This window comes from Micromonospora zhanjiangensis, assembly GCF_042650605.1.
In the GTDB taxonomy this organism is placed as follows: Bacteria; Actinomycetota; Actinomycetes; order Mycobacteriales; family Micromonosporaceae; genus Micromonospora_J; species Micromonospora_J zhanjiangensis.
The window spans coordinates 16623-32974 of the sequence record NZ_JBHSBN010000026.1; the positions used below are offsets into that span (position 1 = coordinate 16623).

19 protein-coding genes are annotated in these 16352 nt (G+C 72.3%); 7 read left to right on the top strand and 12 right to left on the bottom strand.

What is annotated here, in order from left to right; translation table 11 throughout:
- Positions 1 to 26: 26 nt before the first annotated feature.
- The 4 genes from ACFOX0_RS27035 to ACFOX0_RS27050 form a co-directional block, all read right to left on the bottom strand.
- The gene (locus ACFOX0_RS27035; RefSeq protein WP_377551099.1) at positions 27 to 914 is read right to left on the bottom strand and encodes an aminoglycoside phosphotransferase family protein; all 888 of its coding nucleotides are present in this window, start codon (positions 912 to 914) and stop codon (positions 27 to 29) included.
- A 3-nt stretch (positions 915 to 917) separates the two neighbouring features.
- Complete coding sequence (locus ACFOX0_RS27040; RefSeq protein ID WP_377551101.1) at positions 918 to 1328, bottom strand: SRPBCC family protein; 411 nt, start codon at positions 1326 to 1328, stop codon at positions 918 to 920.
- Between the two features lie 91 nt (positions 1329 to 1419).
- Complete coding sequence (locus ACFOX0_RS27045) at positions 1420 to 2718, bottom strand: D-alanyl-D-alanine carboxypeptidase family protein (RefSeq protein WP_377551266.1); 1299 nt, start codon at positions 2716 to 2718, stop codon at positions 1420 to 1422.
- Positions 2719 to 2895: 177 nt separating this feature from the next.
- Complete coding sequence (locus ACFOX0_RS27050; protein ID WP_377551104.1) at positions 2896 to 3513, bottom strand: NADPH-dependent FMN reductase; 618 nt, start codon at positions 3511 to 3513, stop codon at positions 2896 to 2898.
- Between the two features lie 93 nt (positions 3514 to 3606).
- Here ACFOX0_RS27050 and ACFOX0_RS27055 point away from each other — a divergent pair, with 93 nt between their 5' ends.
- Entirely contained in the window at positions 3607 to 4488 is an 882-nt protein-coding gene (locus tag ACFOX0_RS27055) for an LLM class flavin-dependent oxidoreductase (protein WP_377551107.1), read from the top strand.
- Positions 4489 to 4494: 6 nt separating this feature from the next.
- Here the strand turns inward: ACFOX0_RS27055 and ACFOX0_RS27060 are convergent, their stop codons facing one another.
- The 5 genes from ACFOX0_RS27060 to ACFOX0_RS27080 form a co-directional block, all read right to left on the bottom strand.
- Complete coding sequence (locus tag ACFOX0_RS27060) at positions 4495 to 5034, bottom strand: GNAT family N-acetyltransferase (protein ID WP_377551110.1); 540 nt, start codon at positions 5032 to 5034, stop codon at positions 4495 to 4497.
- Positions 5035 to 5080: 46 nt separating this feature from the next.
- The gene (locus tag ACFOX0_RS27065; RefSeq protein ID WP_377551113.1) at positions 5081 to 5500 is read right to left on the bottom strand and encodes a PIN domain nuclease; all 420 of its coding nucleotides are present in this window, start codon (positions 5498 to 5500) and stop codon (positions 5081 to 5083) included.
- Positions 5500 to 5754, bottom strand: a complete 255-nt coding sequence (locus ACFOX0_RS27070) for a type II toxin-antitoxin system VapB family antitoxin (RefSeq protein WP_377551116.1) — start codon at positions 5752 to 5754, stop codon at positions 5500 to 5502. The genes ACFOX0_RS27065 and ACFOX0_RS27070 overlap by 1 nt, the downstream gene beginning before the upstream one ends.
- Positions 5755 to 5816: 62 nt before the next feature.
- Positions 5817 to 6206 (bottom strand): ASCH domain-containing protein, encoded by a 390-nt coding sequence (locus ACFOX0_RS27075; RefSeq protein ID WP_377551118.1) that lies wholly within the window; start codon positions 6204 to 6206, stop codon positions 5817 to 5819.
- A 63-nt stretch (positions 6207 to 6269) separates the two neighbouring features.
- Positions 6270 to 6833, bottom strand: coding sequence for a phosphoribosyltransferase family protein (locus ACFOX0_RS27080; protein ID WP_377551120.1), 564 nt, complete (start codon positions 6831 to 6833; stop codon positions 6270 to 6272).
- A gap of 191 nt (positions 6834 to 7024) precedes the next feature.
- Between ACFOX0_RS27080 and ACFOX0_RS27085 the strand changes: the two genes are divergently transcribed.
- From ACFOX0_RS27085 to ACFOX0_RS27100, 4 genes are all read left to right on the top strand, one after another.
- The gene (locus ACFOX0_RS27085; protein WP_377551123.1) at positions 7025 to 7651 is read left to right on the top strand and encodes a septal ring lytic transglycosylase RlpA family protein; all 627 of its coding nucleotides are present in this window, start codon (positions 7025 to 7027) and stop codon (positions 7649 to 7651) included.
- A gap of 115 nt (positions 7652 to 7766) precedes the next feature.
- The gene (locus tag ACFOX0_RS27090) at positions 7767 to 8897 is read left to right on the top strand and encodes a PP2C family protein-serine/threonine phosphatase (protein ID WP_377551126.1); all 1131 of its coding nucleotides are present in this window, start codon (positions 7767 to 7769) and stop codon (positions 8895 to 8897) included.
- 166 nt (positions 8898 to 9063) lie between these two features.
- Complete coding sequence (locus tag ACFOX0_RS27095; protein ID WP_377551129.1) at positions 9064 to 10920, top strand: acyl-CoA dehydrogenase; 1857 nt, start codon at positions 9064 to 9066, stop codon at positions 10918 to 10920.
- Positions 10921 to 11094: 174 nt separating this feature from the next.
- Positions 11095 to 11364 carry a DUF6458 family protein gene (locus ACFOX0_RS27100; RefSeq protein ID WP_377551131.1) on the top strand — a complete coding sequence of 90 codons (270 nt, stop codon included), beginning with the start codon at positions 11095 to 11097 and terminating at the stop codon, positions 11362 to 11364.
- A 23-nt stretch (positions 11365 to 11387) separates the two neighbouring features.
- Here ACFOX0_RS27100 and ACFOX0_RS27105 read toward each other — a convergent pair whose 3' ends face one another.
- Both ACFOX0_RS27105 and trhA read right to left on the bottom strand, forming a co-directional pair.
- Positions 11388 to 11972, bottom strand: coding sequence for a SixA phosphatase family protein (locus tag ACFOX0_RS27105; protein ID WP_377551134.1), 585 nt, complete (start codon positions 11970 to 11972; stop codon positions 11388 to 11390).
- Positions 11973 to 12107: 135 nt separating this feature from the next.
- Positions 12108 to 12785, bottom strand: coding sequence for a PAQR family membrane homeostasis protein TrhA (gene trhA / locus ACFOX0_RS27110; RefSeq protein WP_377551137.1), 678 nt, complete (start codon positions 12783 to 12785; stop codon positions 12108 to 12110).
- Positions 12786 to 12989: 204 nt separating this feature from the next.
- Here trhA and ACFOX0_RS27115 point away from each other — a divergent pair, with 204 nt between their 5' ends.
- Together ACFOX0_RS27115 and ACFOX0_RS27120 are read left to right on the top strand one after the other, a co-directional pair.
- Positions 12990 to 13751, top strand: coding sequence for a LamB/YcsF family protein (locus ACFOX0_RS27115; RefSeq protein ID WP_377551139.1), 762 nt, complete (start codon positions 12990 to 12992; stop codon positions 13749 to 13751).
- Between the two features lie 219 nt (positions 13752 to 13970).
- Positions 13971 to 14333, top strand: coding sequence for a signal peptidase I (locus tag ACFOX0_RS27120; protein ID WP_377551142.1), 363 nt, complete (start codon positions 13971 to 13973; stop codon positions 14331 to 14333).
- A gap of 94 nt (positions 14334 to 14427) precedes the next feature.
- Here ACFOX0_RS27120 and ACFOX0_RS27125 read toward each other — a convergent pair whose 3' ends face one another.
- Entirely contained in the window at positions 14428 to 16269 is a 1842-nt protein-coding gene (locus tag ACFOX0_RS27125) for an NHL domain-containing thioredoxin family protein (RefSeq protein WP_377551145.1), read from the bottom strand.
- Positions 16270 to 16352: the final 83 nt, after the last annotated feature.

Here is a 16352-nt window from a genome sequence, read left to right on the forward strand (position 1 = left end):
TCTGATCACGGAAGGGTCGTCACCAACTACTCGTCCAGCAGGACCTGTTTCAGGGCGTGCGCGCCGACGGCGGCCATCCGGGGGTTGTCGCCGGAGTGCACGGCGATCGCGCTGCCGATGTTGAGCGCCCAGGCGCGGCCCCGCGCCCAGCTGTCCGCGTCCGCCCCGCCGACCTCGGCCAACCGCCGCCGGAACACCGCGCGGCCGTCCGCGTCGAAGACCAACCAGGCGGCGGCCAGGTCACAGGCCGGGTCGCCGGCGTTCAGGTCGCCGAAGTCGAGCACGGCGGCCAACCCGACCGACTCCTCGGCGAGCAGGAGGTTCGCCGGATGCGGGTCACCGTGCACCCAGGTCGGTGGGCCGGCCCACGCCGGCGTCCCGACCAGGTCGGCCCAGAGCGCGGCCAACTCGGCCGACCGGGGCAACTCCCCGCCGGCCAGCCGCCGTCGTACCTCCGGGTCGCGGGCCGCGAGCGGCACCCCGCGTACGGGACTGCGCGGCGCGTCCGCCGGCGCCGGTACGTGCAGCCGGGCCATGAAGTCGGCCAGCTCGACCGCGATCGGGCCACGCCGTGCCGGTGACCGGTCCACGGCCGGGACCCCCGGGAACCACGGCGTGATCGTCCACGGCCACGGGTGGTCCCCGCTCGGCTCGCCGAGGCGTACCGGCGCCGGGACCGGCACGCCGACCCGGGCGGCGAGCAGCGGCAGCCAGCGCTGTTCGTTGCGGAGCAGGTCGACCGCCACCCGGCGACGCGGGAGCCGTACGCACAGCTCGTCGCCCAGCCGGAAGACGGCGTTGTCCCAGCCGTTCGCGACCAGGGTGAGCGGGCCGGCCAGGTCCGGATGCTGGGCCCGGACCAACCGGTCCACCAGGTGCGCGTCGACGGCGAGGTCGGCGGCGGGCGTGTCCACCGGTCACCGGCCCGCCATGATCCGGCGGAGCGCGGCGAGGTCGGCGGCCACCGCCGCCACGTCCCGGTCGAACTCCTCGGCGCTCATGCCCGGGCGCCGCCGTACGGTGAACACCACCTCACACCCGTCCCCGTCCCGGACCACCCGCATCGGGTTGTACACGACCTCGCCGGACGGCAGGGTCACGTCGTGGTCGAGGACGCCGTACGGGTTGGGTTCGACGAAGGTGACGACCACCCGGCCCATCGGCGACTCGGTCACCCACTCGCCGTCCACCCGCTCGATCCCGCTGCTCAGCCCGGCCGCCCAGGCCGGCAGGTTGGCCGGATCGGCCGCGTACGCGTAGACCTCGGCCGCCGGTCGGTCGATCGACACGGCGACGTGCCGCGACCTGCTCATCTCGTCGGTTTCCATGCCGCCATTCTTCAGCAATCTATAAGGCGGAAAGCCCGGCCGTTTAGGCCCCTCCGGTCCGGTCCGACCGACGCCCGCGGCGAGCGGGTCGCTACCGGGCGCGGGCCCGGACGTTGCTTCGGGTGCCGCCGCCCCGCGCCCCGGCCCGGCGACGGCCGACCCGGTGGGCGCCGCGCCGGCTGCCCACCGCCGCCAGGATCAGCGCCAGGGCGCCCAGCACCGCGGCCGCCGTGATCATGATGGACCGGAGGGTCCACGACTGATGGGCGGCGGGCCGGGTCGCCGCGCTGGCCCCGGCCGCGACCCCCGGGGCGGGCGGGGATGCCTTCGGCCGGTCCAGTTCGCCCGGATCGACCAACCGGCCGACCGAGGCTTCCCGGGGCTGGGCGAATCCCCAGTCGAGCAGTGCCGCGCCCTGCTGCCAGCCGCGCAGCGGCCGGGCCTCGGCGCCGAGCAGGGTGACCACCAACCGTCGGCCACCGCGTTGCGCCGCGCCGACGTACGTGTGCCGGGCCTGGTCGGTGAAGCCGGTCTTGCCGCCGATCGCGCCCTTGTAGTTCAGCAGCAGCTGGTTGTCGTTCTGGATCTGGAAGCCGGTCTTGGTCTTGGGCGGCTGGGCGGGGATCTGGGCCCGCTGGGCCGAGGTGTACCGGCGGAACGCGGCGTCGGCGAAGCAGGAGCGGGCGATCAGCGCGAGGTCGTACGCGCTGGTGAACTGGCCCGGGCCGTCCAGGCCGGACGGTGTCACCGCGTGCGTCTGCCGGGCGCCCAGCCGGCGGGCGTTCTCGTTCATCTCGCGGAGCGTGCCGGCGACACCGTCGGTGCCGCCGCCGAGCCGGGCCAGCACGTTGGCCGCGTCGTTGCCGGAGTTGAGCATCAGCCCGAGCCAGAGCGTCTCCACCGGGTAGCGGCCACCCTCCAGCAAGCCGACCGCGGAGCTGCCGGGCTCGAAGTTCAGGTCCTGCCGGGTGATGGTGACGACCTGCTTCGGGTCGATCTTCGTCAGCACGGTGGTGGCCAGCAGCAGCTTCTGCACACTGGCCGGCGGGCTGGCCTCGTGTGGACCGCAACCGCCGAGCACGGCACCGCTGTCCAGGTCCGCGACGACCCAGGAGGTGGCCGAGACGGCCGGGGGAGCCTTCGCGCCGGGCGGTACGACCAGGCCCGGGGTGGCCAGTTCCGGCCCGCCGATCTCGCGGTCGGCCTCGTCGCCGGCGGGTGGCCTGGGCCGGGGCGAGCGGGGCACCGCCGGCGTGGGGCAGGGCACCACCGGCCCGGCGGCGGCCACGGTGGACGTCGGAGCCGTCCCGACGATCGCCGTGGCCGATCGGGCCGATCCGGTGACCGCGGTGGTCGCCGGAGCCGTCTCGGCCGAGGCGGGTCCGGGCAGGACCGTCCCGGTCGGGAGGGCGAGGGCGGCGCCGGCGATGGCGGCCAGGATGCGCCGGCCCGTCACGGGCGCCAACCGTTCATTCTCGGCAGGGTAACGAATAGATCTCGGTCGTGCATCTACCCCTGGTCGGGCGAGCCGGGCGTCGGTCGAGCCGGGCGTCAGGCGAGCCGGGCGTCAGGCGAGCCGGGCCAGGAAGTCCGCCAGCGCCCGGGTCAGCGCGGCGCGCAGGTCCGGGTCGCCGACCAGTCCGTCCGGTCCGACCGAGTCGCGCGGCACGTACACCCGCAGCGGCGGGGCGTCGTGCCGGGCGGCGTTCACGTAGTCGAGCACGGTGACCAGGGTCGCCTGCGCACCACCACCGCGCCCCGGGGCGGCCACCTGCAGTGACGCGACGGGCTTGCCGTCGAGCTGCCCGCCCCCGACCGTCCAGTCCAGCAGGTTCTTGAAGCTGCCGGGGAGCGTGCCGGCGTACTCCGGGGTGGAGAAGAGCACCCCGTCGGCCGCCTCGATCTGCCGCCGGAGCCGGGCGACCGCCGGTGGCAACCGCACGCCCTCCCGGTCGTCGTCGGGATTGAACGCCGGCAGGTCCGCGAGTCCGTCGTAGAGCACGGTCCGGACGCCCGCCGGGGCGAGCGCCGCGACCGTGCGCAGCGCGGCCGAGTTGGTGGAGTCGGGCCGGGTACTGCCGGAAACCAGGAGTACGGACACCGGGGAGCCCGGTTCGCGGTCGGTGCCCGGGTCGACCCGGACGACGGCGGGAAGGCCGTGGGGCGCATTGGATCCCGTGGACATGAACGCTGTCTACGCCGCCCGCCGACCCCGGCCAAGGACCGTCGGGTGTGATCCGTCGGACACCCGAAGACCGGCTGACCTAGGCTGGCGATCATGCGAATCGGCATCGTGATCCTGCCCGATCAGCGCTGGGCCGACTCCGCGCACCGCTGGCGGCAGGCCGAACAGTGGGGCTTCGACCACGCCTGGACGTACGACCACCTGGGCTGGCGCGACCTGGTCGACGGGCCGTGGTTCGACGCGATGTCCACCCTGACCGCCGCCGCCACGGTGACCTCCCGGATCCGGCTGGGCACCCTGGTCACCTCGCCGAACTTCCGGCACCCGGTGCACCTGGCGCGGCAGGTCACCGCCCTGGACGACGTTTCCGCCGGGCGGCTGGTGCTCGGCGTGGGCTCCGGCGGGACCGGCTTCGACGCCGACGTGCTGGGCGCACCGCCGCTGCCGCCCAAGGTCCGGACCGCGCGGTTCGCCGAGTTCGTCGAGCTGCTCGACCTGATCCTGCGACAGGACCGGACGACCTGGCGGGGCGAGCACTTCGCCGCGGTCGACGCCCGCAGCACGCCGGGCTGCGTCCAGCTGCCCCGGGTGCCGTTCGTGGTCGCCGCGAACGGTCCGCGGGCGATGCGGCTGACCGCCCGGTACGGCCAGGGCTGGGTCACCACCGGCCCGGGCGGCGACGATCTCGACCAGTGGTGGCGGGGGACGGCCGACCTGGTCGCCCGGATGGACGCCGAGCTGGCCGCTGCCGGCCGGGACCCGGCCGACCTGGATCGCTACCTGCTGCTCGACTCGGCGCCGGTGTACTCGCTGTCCAGCGTCGGCTACTTCGTCGAGGCGGTGGACCGGGCCGCGGCGCTCGGCTTCACCGACGTGCTCACCCACTGGCCGCGCCGGTCGAGCTGGTACGCGGGCGACGAGTCGGTCCTGGAAGAGGTCGCGACGACGGTGCTGCCCCGGCTGCGGTCGCGCTGAGCCCGCTCAGCCGACGCACATCTCCGTGGTGATCGCCCAGCGTTCGTGGTCCCGCCAGGCGCCGTCGATGAAGAGGAAGTCCGGCGAGTAGCCTTCGCGGCGGAAACCGTTGCGCTTCACCAGGTTGATCGAGGCCGTGTTGCCCGGCTGGACGTTCGCCTCCAGCCGGTGCAGGCCGAGGTCGTCGAACGCGAAGCGCAGCACCAGCCGGAGCCCTTCGCTCAGGTAGCCCCGGCCCGCGTACGGGACGAACGCCCCGTAGCCGAGCGACCCGCACTGGAACCGTCCGGCCACGATGGTGTTGATGTTGACGAAGCCGGCGATGTCACCGGTCTCCCGGTCGCAGACCAGCAGCCGCTCGCGCGGCATCCCCTCGGCGGGCGCGGGGTAGCTGTCGTACTCCTGCGCCGTCTCCGGCATGGTCAGCCAGGGATGGTGCAGGTCCCGGCTGTCCCGGACCCGGGCCACGAACTCCTCCCGGTCCGCGGCGGTGGGCCGGCGGATGGCGACCCGGTTCGACTCGGCGAGAAAGGCGGACGTGGTCATCCCGGCATCGTAGGCCGGTCCGGGCAAGGCTCGGAGAACCGCACTGTCAGAGCGAGCCTCGCGGAGCGACCCACTCGGTGGGCTGGTTGGTGACTTCGGCGATCCGGTCGTAGTCGGCGTCGTAGTGCAGCACGGTCGCGCTGTGCAATTCGGCAGCCGCGGCGATGATCAGATCGGGTAGCCGGAATTTTCGATGCTGGCTCCTGAGAGCGAGTTGCCGGTGTACGTCCAGCGCACGATCCATGGCTGCGGTGCTCACATCGATCCACCGCTGGCCGTGCAATGCGTGCCACAGCCGTTCGTAGCCCCTGGGATCAGGCGCGTTGTTGAGGTACTCAAGCGCGGTCATCTGACAGGCGGCAAGGCGTCCTTCGGCGAGCAGGCTCTCGAATCGCCGTCGCACTTGTGGATGGTGGCCTTGAAGGACGTAGACCGAGGTGTCGGCGAGGTAGATGGTGCTGGCCATCAGGCGGCGTCGGCCTTGCGGGCGTCCTCAACCAGTCGGGACAGGTCCCTGCCCCCTCCGTACCCCCATGCGCGGTCGGTGTCAGAAAACTCGACCGGCACCTCGTCGAAGGCGGCCACGATCTCTCGTGCCTGCCGTCGAACGGCAAACGAGCGGAGCGCTTCGTTGATCGTGGCGACCTTGGTCTCCGTGCCCAAGGCTTCACGGGCAGCATCGAGCCAGTCGTCGTTGATGTCCACGGTGATGCGCGTCATGAATGCAAGGATACGCCAGGTATCCGGATAGAAAGACACCAAGGGACGGCGCTATCTGGTGTCTAGAGCAGGCGGAAGGTGATGCAGACGATGTCGGTGTCGGAGGTGACGTGTTCGCCGAGGCGGGCCCAGTAGGCCAGGTGCCCGGCCCGCCACTGCTCGATCGAGTCGTCCCCCTCGCCCTCGGCGGCGGCGAACTCCCACGGCACGTCCTGGAGGGCCAGCACCCGTACGTCGAGGATCTCGATCGTGCCGACCGCCGCGTCCGCGTCGTCGATCAGCGCCAACCGCTCGCCGGGCTGTTCCAGTTCCTCGCCCTCGGCGGCGTACTCGGACAGCAGGCCGGCGGTGGCGGTCTTCGTGCCGGCGAGCACCAGGGCGTTGAGCCGGGCGCGCTGTTCACCGGGCGTACCGAGGGCCAGGGTGCGCAGTCCGTCGATCCGGGGCCACATAATTCCGGACCCTACCGGCCGGCGCCGGCCGGATCGCGGCGATGACGGTTCGCGGGAGCCGGGTCAGTTGTCGAGTTGGGCGGCGTCCAGCAGGGCGGTCAGCCGCAGTTCGCGGGCCAGCTCCGGCGGGCAGTCGGCGACCACGGCCGCCGCGCCGACCGGTTCCGCGCCCCGCGCGGCGATCAGCTCGTACAGGGCCCGCAGTTGCGCGCCGGTGGAGACCCAGTCGTCCACCAGCAGCACCCGGTCGCCGGGGCCGAGCCGGTCGTCCCGTACGCCGAGGCGCAGCACCCGGCCGCGATGGTCCGGCGCGGTGTCGGCCCAGGTGGTCGGGCCGGCGATCCGGCGGGGGTCGGACCCGGCGCGGCCGTCCTTGTGGGCCGGGACGAACCCGGCGCCGAGCGCGACCGCGACCAGCGGGCCGAGCAGCAGCCCGGCCACCTCGGGCGCGAGCACCACGGTGGGCGCCGCGGTCCGGTACGGCGCGGCCAGGGCGGGTCCGATCCGGCGCAGGATGTCCGGATCGCGCCACCAGCCGGAACCGTCGCTGACCAGGTGTGGGCCGGTTGGATCGGGATCGATCCAGCGGAACCGCGAGATCAGCCGTTTGCTCAGCTCAGGGTGCACGGACCCATCCTGGCGGCACGGACACGACCGGCCCACCAGGGGTCGGATGATCGGCTTGACGTTTGCCAACAAATGCGGGCATAAGGGCATGATCACGTTGACCTGATCCGAGCATCTCTCGCTAGGTTCCGCTTCGGCCGGTGTTCGCGCCGGCCGTAAGCGATCTTGTTCGACGGCGAAAGGACGCGTCCGTGGCTGGAAAGCACTCGCGAGTTCGGATCCTCCGGTCCCCGGCCGGCATCGTCAGCACCGCCGCGGTCGGCGTGGCGCTGGCGGTGGGCGGCACGGTGGGGGTGGTCCAGCTCGTTGCCCAGCCCGCCGCGACCAGCGACGCGGCGCCGCTGCCGGTGTCGACGGGCTCGGCACCGACGGACAGCCCGGCGGTGGTCGAATCGCTCGGCGCCGCGCCGTCGCCCTCGGCCACGTCGCCGACGCCGCGGACGACCAGGTCACCGGCCGCCTCCCGGGGCAAGACCCGGACCGCGCCGAAGCCGACCGCCACCCGCAAGACCAGCTCCCCGATGGTGGTCGGCAGCGGATCCTGCGGCGCGTCGTTCTACGACGAGGGGCAGATGACCGCCAACGGCGAGACGTTCAACCCGGACGCGCTCACCGCGGCGCACAAGACCCTCGCCTTCAACACCCGGGTACGGGTCACCAACCCGGCCAACGGCAAGTCGGTGATCGTCCGGATCAACGATCGTGGCCCGTACATCGACGGGCGGTGCCTGGACCTGTCCCGGGCCGCGTTCGCCACGATCGCCCCGCTGGGTCAGGGTGAGGTCGACGTCAAGTACGAGATCCTCTCCGGTAGCTGATCCGGGCACGCTCGGTGACCGGGCGGCCGGGTTTTCCGGTCGCGCGGTGCGCCGGGCGGCCACACCCGGGTCGGACGAGGGGACAACGTCGTTCAGTCCTGGCGATCGATCAGGCATGCTGTTCCGCGTACGCACGCATCTTCTGCGGTCCCGCCGCGGCGGTCCGCTGAGCCCCGAGTCCCGTGCCGGCATCGGCGCGGCCCTCGTCCTGCTCGCGTTGGTGTCCGTCGTCGAGCTGGCCGACGGGCGGAAGGCCAACTACGTCGGCCTGCTGGCGGCGGCCCCCTTCCTCGCCGCCGCCTTCGCCAACTGGCGGGTGGTGCTCGGTGTCGGCTCGGCGTCCACACTGGTCGGGGCCGGCTTCGCGCTGGCCGGCCAGATGATCTCGGTGGCCACGGTGGTCAACCTGACCGGCATCGTGCTCGCCACCGGCATCGCCGCCCGGGTGGCGGCGATCCGGCAGGGGCAGGCCGAGCGGATCGCCGAGCTGTCCAGACTCGCCTCGGTGGCCCAGCAGGCCGTGCTGCGACCGCTCGGGCCCCAGGTCGGGACGCTGGCCGTGGCCGGCCACTACATCTCCTCCACCGCCGCCGCCGACATCGGCGGGGACCTCTACGAGGCGGTGGACACGCCGTACGGCGTACGGATGCTGATCGGCGACGTACGCGGCAAGGGGCTGGACGCGGTCCGGCTGGCCAGTATCGTGCTCGGCTCGTACCGGCACGTCGCCTACGAGCGGGCCGACCTGCGGGCGATCGTGGCCGACCTGGACCGGGCGGTGGCCCGCAGCGTCGGCGACGAGGACTTCGTCACCGCCGCGCTGGTGGAGGAGCGCGGTGGCACGTTGACCATCGTCAACTGCGGCCACCCGGCGCCCCTGCTGCTGCGTCGCGGCGAGGTGATCACCCTGGAGCCACCGGCGACGGCGCCGCCGTTGGGCTTCATGCCGGTGGTTCAGCCCCGGGTGGAACGACTCGAACCGGGTGACCGGTTGCTCCTGTTCACCGACGGTCTGGGTGAGGCGCGCCGGGACGGTGAGTTTTTCCCGATCGCCGACCGGGCCTGGCGGCTGCTCGGGCACGGCACGGTCGCCGACGGGCTCGCCTCGCTGGAGACGGCCCTGGTCGAGTGGGTGCACGGACGGCTGGACGACGACATCGCCCTGGTGCTGATGGAGTACGCCGGACCGCGGCCGGCGAGTGGCCCGGCCGTACCGAGCTGGGAGGTCGGCGCGGCCGAGCACTGACGGAGGCCGCCGGCCCGCGCCCCGTTGCGTCGACCCCGGATCGGACCGGAAAGTGTCCGGTTTCACTCAGCACGGTGGGTTGTCGATGTCTACCCGCGAGTAATACAGTCGGGGGCACTGGTTACTGACCGGTAACACCTGTCTCGTATCGGGGGGTCCAGCCCGCATGACGCACTACAAGAGCAACCTTCGGGACCTCGAGTTCAACCTGTTCGAGGTCTTCCGCGCGGACCGCGTGCTCGGTCAGGGGCCGTTCGCCGAACTCGACGTGGAGACCGCCCGGGACATCCTCGCCGAGGTGGACCGGCTGGCCCGCGAGGATCTGGCGGCCAGCTACACCGACGGTGACCGTAACCCCCCGGTCTTCGACCCCGCGACCCACACCGCCCCGCTGCCCGAGTCGTTCAAGAAGTCCTTCCGGGCCCTGATGGACTCGGAGTTCTGGCGTCTGGACCTGCCGGCCGAGCTGGGCGGCAGCAACGCGCCCCGGGCGCTGTGGTGGTCGATCGCCGAGCTGGTGCTCGGTGCGAACGCCCCGATCTGGATGTACGCCTCCGGCCCGTCCTTCGCCCACGTGCTGCACGTCGAGGGCACCGAGGAGCAGAAGAGGTGGGCCCGGCTGTTCATCGACAAGCAGTGGGGCTCGACGATGGTGCTGACCGAGCCGGACGCCGGCTCCGACGTCGGCGCCGGGCGGGCCCGGGCCGTTCCGCAGCCGGACGGTTCGTGGCACATCGAGGGCGTCAAGCGGTTCATCACCTCGGGTGAGCACGACCTGAGCGACAACATCGTGCACTACGTGCTGGCCCGTCCGGTCGGCGTCGACGGCGTGGGCGGTCCGGGCACCAAGGGCCTGTCGCTGTTCGTGGTGCCGAAGTTCCACTTCGACCCGGAGACCGGCGAGCTGGGCGAGCGTAACGGGGTCTACGCCACCAACGTCGAGCACAAGATGGGCATCAAGGTCTCGAACACCTGCGAGCTGACCTTCGGCGAGCACGGCACCCCGGCCAAGGGCTGGCTGCTCGGCGAGAAGCACGACGGCATCCGGCAGATGTTCATGATCATCGAGTACGCCCGGATGATGGTCGGCACCAAGGCGATCGCCACCCTCTCCACCGGCTACCTGAACGCGCTGGAGTACGCGAAGAACCGGGTGCAGGGCGCCGACCTGCTGCAGATGGCCGACAAGACGGCCCCCCGGGTGGCCATCACCCGGCACCCGGACGTGCGTCGCTCGCTGATGATGCAGAAGTCGTACGCCGAGGGCCTGCGCGCGCTGGTCTGCTACACCGCCTCCTGGCAGGACAAGATCAACGAGGCCGAGCTGGCCGGCGACGAGAAGGCCGCCAAGATTGCCAAGCGGGTCAACGACCTGCTGCTGCCGCTGGTCAAGGGCGTCGGCTCGGAGCGGGCGTACGAGCTGCTCGGCCACGAGTCGTTGCAGACCTTCGGTGGCTCGGGCTTCCTGCAGGACTACCCGCTGGAGCAGTACGTCCGGGACGCGAAGATCGACACCCTGTACGAGGGCACCACCGCGATCCAGAGTCTCGACCTGTTCTTCCGCAAGGTCGTGAAGGACGGCGGCAAGGCGCTGATGGCGGTCGCCGGTGAGATTCAGGCGTTCATCGATTCCGAGGCCGGAAACGGACGGCTGAAGGAGGAGCGGCTCGCCCTGGGCAAGGCGCTCGTCGAGGTGCAGACCATCATCGGCACGATGACCGGCTGGCTGGGCGAGGCCCAGGCCGGCGAGGTCCGGGCCATCTACAAGGTCGGCCTCTCCAGCCGGCGACTGCTGTTGGCGGTCGGCGACCTGGTGGTGGGCTGGCTGCTGCAGCGGCAGGCGGATGTGGCGCTGCGGGCCCTGGCCGGCGAGACGTCCGGCGCCGACAAGTCCTTCTACGAGGGCAAGATCGCGGCAGCGCGGTTCTTCGCCCGGGAAGTGCTGCCGCGGATCGGCGCCGACCGGCGCATCATCGAATCCACCTCGCTGGACCTGATGGACCTCGACGAGGACGCGTTCTGACGGGACGTACCCGAAATCCCTGTGTGACGGTGGTTCCGACGGTCGGCGGGCGGTTTGCCCGCCGGCCGTCGTGGTAATCGGGAGCCGGAGAATCGCGCATTTTGCCGGGCTTGCACCACTAGCGTGAGTCGCCACAGCTAGCCCAGAAGCCACCGCACAGGGAGTGCAACGCACATGGGCATCGGTAGCGGTATCTTGCTGATCGCAATAGGGGCAATCTTCACATTCGCCGTACGGGCGAACGTGTGGTGGGTCGACCTGCGGGCGGTCGGCTGGGTCTTCATGCTCGCCGGCCTGGCCGTACTGCTGATCACTCTCTCCTACTGGCAGGCCCGCCGGCAGCGGGCCCGGACGTTGATCGTCGAGGAGAACCGGCTGTCCCATCCGACGGCGATGATGCCACCGCCGCCGGATCCGCCCCCGCCCAACGCTCCACCCACCTGACCGGCACCTCGCCCGGGACGCGCTCAGCCGCGGGCGGTGTGCCATTTCGTCAGGGGTGCCCGGCCCGGGGCCAGCGCCGTCCACTCGCCGGTGATGCCGTGCACCGCGATGCCGCAGGTCCGCAGCCCGTCCGGGTCGGCATGCACCGGGTCGAGCAGGACGGACAGTTCGGAGAGGATCGGGTTGTGCCCGATCAGCAGCACCGTCGCGGCGGTCGGCTGCACGGCCCGCAGCAGGTCGAGCAGAGTCTCCGCGGTGCCGGCGTACACCGGTCGCTCGTACCGCACGGTCGGGCCGGACCGGGCGGGGCGCGGACCGCCGGGTGGCTCGGTCGGGTCGGTCGGTGGGATCTTCCCGCCCGGCGCGGCGGCGGTCAGCCGGCGCAGCGGCTCGGCCATGCCGAGCGCGACGTCGTGCCAGGTCTGCCGGGTCCGCTTGGCGGGCGAGCAGATCACCGTCTCGGGCAGGAAGCCGCTGTGCGCCAGCCAGGCACCGGCCGCCGCGGCGTCGGCGTGACCCCGGGCGGTCAGCGGACGGTCCGCGTCGGGCGTGCCGGTGGTGCGCTCCGCCTTGGCGTGCCGCAACAGTACGATGCTGCGTTCGGTCATGCGGACAGCTTGCCGGATCGGGGACCGAAACGGGCGGCCAGGTCGACGCGCGCCGCGACTTTCCCGCCCGGCGTGGCGCCGCCGGCCCGCCGCGCGGCCCGCCGATCGGGTGCGGCGGGTGCCGGTCGGGTCGGGTCAGGCGAACAGGGCGAAGTAGATCGCGATGTGGTGCAGGATCGCGGCGACCAGCGTGCAGGCGTGGAAGAACTCGTGGTGCCCGAACACCGTCGGCCAGGGATTGGGCCGGCGCAGCGCGTAGAACACCGCACCCACGCTGTACGCCACCCCGCCGGCGAGCATCAGCACCAGGGCGGTGACCCCGCCGCGGTGCAGGATGTCCGGCAGGACCGCGACCGCGACCCACCCGAGGGCGAGGTAGAGCGGGGCGGAGACCCAGCGTGGCGCGTGCGGCCAGATCTGCTTCACCGCCACCCCGGCAAGCGCCCCGGCCCAGACGATCGAGAGCAGGATGACGCCCTTGCGCTCCGGCAGGAGCAGCAGGCAGAACGGGGTGTACGTACCGGCGATGAACACGAAGATCATCGAGTGGTCCATCCGGCGCATGATCTGGTAGCCGGTCTCCGACCACACCCGTCGGTGGTAGAGCGCGCTGGTGCCGAACAGCCCGCACACCGTGAGGCTGTAGACCGCGCAACTCAGCACCGGCGACCAGCCGGGGCGCCCGGCGGCGATCGAGCAGAGCACGATGCCGCAGACGACCGCGACGAAGAACGCGTACGTGTGCAACCAGCCGCGCATCCGCGGCTTGCCGATGTCGACCGGCTTCATCCGGAACGGGGTGGAGGTGGTCACCGGACCAGGTTACGGCACCGTAGGTTACTTCGCGGTAGTGCGCCCCGTCACCGTCGACCTTCCGGCCGGGGATCCCTGGGCCACGCGGGTGTCCGGGTGCGCCGGTGGCAGCCCGCTGGCCGAGTCGGTCGGCAGGCGTCGCCGGGGCGGCTCGATCCAGGCCGGCCTGGTGAACAACGATCGACCCTCGCTACGGTCCCAGGCATGGACCTCAACGCGGACCTCGGGGAGGGCTTCGGCCACTGGCGGCTCGGTGACGACGAGGCGCTGCTCGAGGTGATCACCTCGGCGAACGTCGCGTGCGGCTTCCACGCCGGCGACCCGGGCATCATGCGCCGGGTCTGCGCGGCGGCGGCCGCGCGCGGCGTCGCCGTCGGCGCCCAGGTCGGCTACCGGGACCTGGCCGGCTTCGGGCGTCGCCGGATCGAGTACGCCTTCGCGGACCTGCGCGACGAGGTCATCTACCAGATCGGGGCGCTGGACGCGTTCTGCCGGCTGGCCGGCACCGCCGTCCGGTACGTCAAACCGCACGGCGCGCTCTACAACACCGCGGCGGTGGATGAGACCCAGGCGGCGGCCGTGGTGGCGGCGGTGCTCGACCACGACCGTACGCTGCCGCTGCTCTGCCTGCCCGGGTCCGTCCTGGCCCAACTCGCCACCGGCGCCGGACTGCGGACGGTCGGCGAGGGCTTCGCGGACCGGGGATACCTGCCGAACGGCACCCTGGTGCCGCGCGGCGCCCCGAACGCGCTGGTCGCCGATCCGGACGAGGTCGCCGAGCGGGCGGTACGGATGGCGGTCGAGCGGACCGTCCGGGCCGTCGACGGTACGGACCTGCCGTGCCCGGTGGAGTCGATCTGCCTGCACGGCGACACCCCGGGCGCCGTGGACCTCGCCCGACGCGTCCGCGCCGCGCTGCGCCGCACCGACGTGACGCTCACCCCCTTCACCGCACCCCCCACCTGACCCCCACCGCCATCGACCGCCACCGGCCCACTCCCGCCCCACCCCACCGCGCCCCCTGCGCGCCGCCCACCCGGGAGCGCACCCCGTGCGCACTCCGTGCGCGTCCCGCGCCGGAGAGCGCGATGTCCCCGACATTGCTGCTTCGAAGCGCGACGGTGACAGCAATGTCGGGGACATCGCTGTCACCGATGCTCGGCGGCGCTGTTAGCGTCGCGGGTCGTGACGGACAGCGTGTACGTGGGCAGGGCGGAGATCGACGCGGCGGCGGACCACGGCTGGCTGCTCGGCCACTTCAAGCCGCCCGGCGACCCCCGGCACAGCACCGACGTCGAGATCAAGTGGGGCGTGCACCCGCCGGGTGACAAGCGGGCGGCATGGGCCACCGGCGAGACCCGTACGGCCCTGTTGGTGCTGGTCAGCGGCCGGTTTCGGGTGGACCTGCCCGGCCGTAGCGTGCTGCTGGTCGAACCGGGCGACTACCTGGTTTGGGGTCCCGGCGTCGACCACTCCTGGTACGCCGAGGAGGAGTCGGTGGTGATGACCGTCCGCTGGCCCTCGATCCCCGGCTACAAACTCCCCTGACCCGCCCTCCCCTGTTGTTGATCATGAAGTTGTTGTCGCGACACGCCGAAGCGGTCGACAACAACTTCATGATCAACGCGGTGGGGTGGGGTGGTCAGGGGGTGTCCAGGCCGCGGAGGATTAGGGGGAGGCGGGTGGGGCCGGTTTCGGTGATTCGGACGGGGACGCCCCAGTCCTGGCGGGTCAGGTGGCAGGCCGAGTGCTCGGCGTCGGCGTCGCAGGTGGCCGCCTGCGCGACGATCTGGAGTACGCCGGCCGGCACCTCGGGGTTGAGCGTCAACCGCCGGGACAACTCGGTGCCCGCGCCGGCCCCGTCGAGCAGCAGTTCCGTCGGGGAGGCCGACACCTGCAGCCGGGTGGACGGGCCGAACGTCTCGTCCAGTTTCTGACCCGGTGCCGGCGTGAAGATCACGTCCAGGGTGACCTCACCACCGGACAGCTCGGTGGCCGGCCGCTCGGTCCGGCGCCGGGCGCCCTCGACGGTGGTCGCGCCGGCCGCCGACAACGCGCCCGGGGCGAGCCGGGTCAACCGGTGCGCCGTCGACTCGACCACCAGCACCGCACCGTCCGCGCCGAGCACCAGGTCGCTCGGCTCGGCCAGCCCGTCCGTGATCGTCTGGACCGTACCGGTGGCCGGGTCGAACCGGCGTACCGCGCCGTTGTAGGTGTCCGCCACCAGCACCGAACCGTCCGGCAGCGCGCGGACACCCAACGGGTGCTGCAGCAGCGCCCGGTCGGCCGGCCCGTCGACGTGCCCGAAGTCGAAGAGGCCCTGCCCGACGGCGGTGCCCATCGCACCGTCCTGGACGTACCGCAGGGCGCTGGTCTCGCTGTCGACGATCCACAACCGGGCACCGTCCGCCGATACGGACAACCCGGACGGCTGGGCCATCCACACGTCCGGCAGCGGCCCGTCCCGCAGCGCCTCCACGGTGGTGCCGGCGTAGACGCCGGTGGTCCGCTTCACCGGGTCGAACCACCACAGCTGGTGGATGCCAGCCATCGCGACGATCACCTTGTCGTCGTACCAGGCCAGGTCCCACGGCGAGGAGAGGTCGATGGACAGGGCGTCGTGCGCGTGGTCGTCGACGGTCGAGCGCCACTGGCGGCCGGTGCCGGCGACCGTGGACACCTCGCCGGTCGCCAGCTTCACGCCGCGCAGCAGGTGGTTGACGGTGTCGGCGACCACCAGGTCGTAGCCGGCGATCTCGGCGACGTGCTCCGGCAGCGGGCAGAGCCCCTGCGGCTCGGCGAAGGCCGCGTCGGTGGCGGTGCCGTCGGCCCGGCCCCGGGCCCCCGAGCCGATCCGGCGCAGCACCGTCTCCCCGTCGGGGGCGAGTTCGACCAGTGAGTGCCGGGCCGAGTCGGAGACCAGTAGGTTCCCGCCGGCCAGCGCGACGGCCTTGCCGGGAAAACGCAGCGTGCTGGTCGGTTCGGCCGGCGGGACGTACGGGCCCTCGCCGCGGTGCAGGGTGCCCTTGGCCTCGTGCGTGGCGACCAACTCCTCGACCAGCCGGGTCAGGCCCTCCACGTGCCCCTCGCCGGCCATGGTGGCCACCACGTAGCCCTCCGGGTCGACCACGGACAGCGTCGGCCACGCCTTGGCGGCGTACTGCTGCCAAGTGATCAACTCCGGATCGTCGAGCACCGGATGACGGACGCCGTACCGCTCGACGGCGGCAGCCAGCGCGGCCGGGTCCCGCTCGTGCTCGAACTTCGGCGAGTGCACGCCGACGACGACCAGGACGTCGTCGTACTTCTCCTCCAACGGGCGCAACTCGTCCAGCACGTGCAGGCAGTTGACGCAGCAGAAGGTCCAGAAATCCAGCAAAACGATCTTGCCGCGCAGGTCGGCGAGGCGGATCTGCCGGTCGCCGGTGTTCAGCCAGCCTCGACCGCGCAGTTCGGGCGCCCGTACCCGGGGAGTCGCACTCATGGTCTCAAGACTGCCATGCCGGCTCCGCCACCCCGGCGCAGCACCACCGAGTGACGCGTGCCCCGGTCGGATGACGGGGCACG

Bases quoted from the DNA above. Each gene is read 5' to 3' on its own strand.
- ACFOX0_RS27040 (WP_377551101.1), bottom strand. From the start codon at position 1,328: ATGGAAACCGACGAGATGAGCAGGTCGCGGCACGTCGCCGTGTCGATC.
- ACFOX0_RS27050 (WP_377551104.1), bottom strand. From the start codon at position 3,513: ATGTCCACGGGATCCAATGCGCCCCACGGCCTTCCCGCCGTCGTCCGG.
- ACFOX0_RS27055 (WP_377551107.1), top strand. From the start codon at position 3,607: ATGCGAATCGGCATCGTGATCCTGCCCGATCAGCGCTGGGCCGACTCC.
- ACFOX0_RS27060 (WP_377551110.1), bottom strand. From the start codon at position 5,034: ATGACCACGTCCGCCTTTCTCGCCGAGTCGAACCGGGTCGCCATCCGC.
- ACFOX0_RS27065 (WP_377551113.1), bottom strand. From the start codon at position 5,500: ATGGCCAGCACCATCTACCTCGCCGACACCTCGGTCTACGTCCTTCAA.
- ACFOX0_RS27070 (WP_377551116.1), bottom strand. From the start codon at position 5,754: ATGACGCGCATCACCGTGGACATCAACGACGACTGGCTCGATGCTGCC.
- ACFOX0_RS27075 (WP_377551118.1), bottom strand. From the start codon at position 6,206: ATGTGGCCCCGGATCGACGGACTGCGCACCCTGGCCCTCGGTACGCCC.
- ACFOX0_RS27090 (WP_377551126.1), top strand. From the start codon at position 7,767: ATGCTGTTCCGCGTACGCACGCATCTTCTGCGGTCCCGCCGCGGCGGT.
- ACFOX0_RS27095 (WP_377551129.1), top strand. From the start codon at position 9,064: ATGACGCACTACAAGAGCAACCTTCGGGACCTCGAGTTCAACCTGTTC.
- ACFOX0_RS27100 (WP_377551131.1), top strand. From the start codon at position 11,095: ATGGGCATCGGTAGCGGTATCTTGCTGATCGCAATAGGGGCAATCTTC.
- ACFOX0_RS27105 (WP_377551134.1), bottom strand. From the start codon at position 11,972: ATGACCGAACGCAGCATCGTACTGTTGCGGCACGCCAAGGCGGAGCGC.
- ACFOX0_RS27115 (WP_377551139.1), top strand. From the start codon at position 12,990: ATGGACCTCAACGCGGACCTCGGGGAGGGCTTCGGCCACTGGCGGCTC.
- ACFOX0_RS27125 (WP_377551145.1), bottom strand. From the start codon at position 16,269: ATGAGTGCGACTCCCCGGGTACGGGCGCCCGAACTGCGCGGTCGAGGC.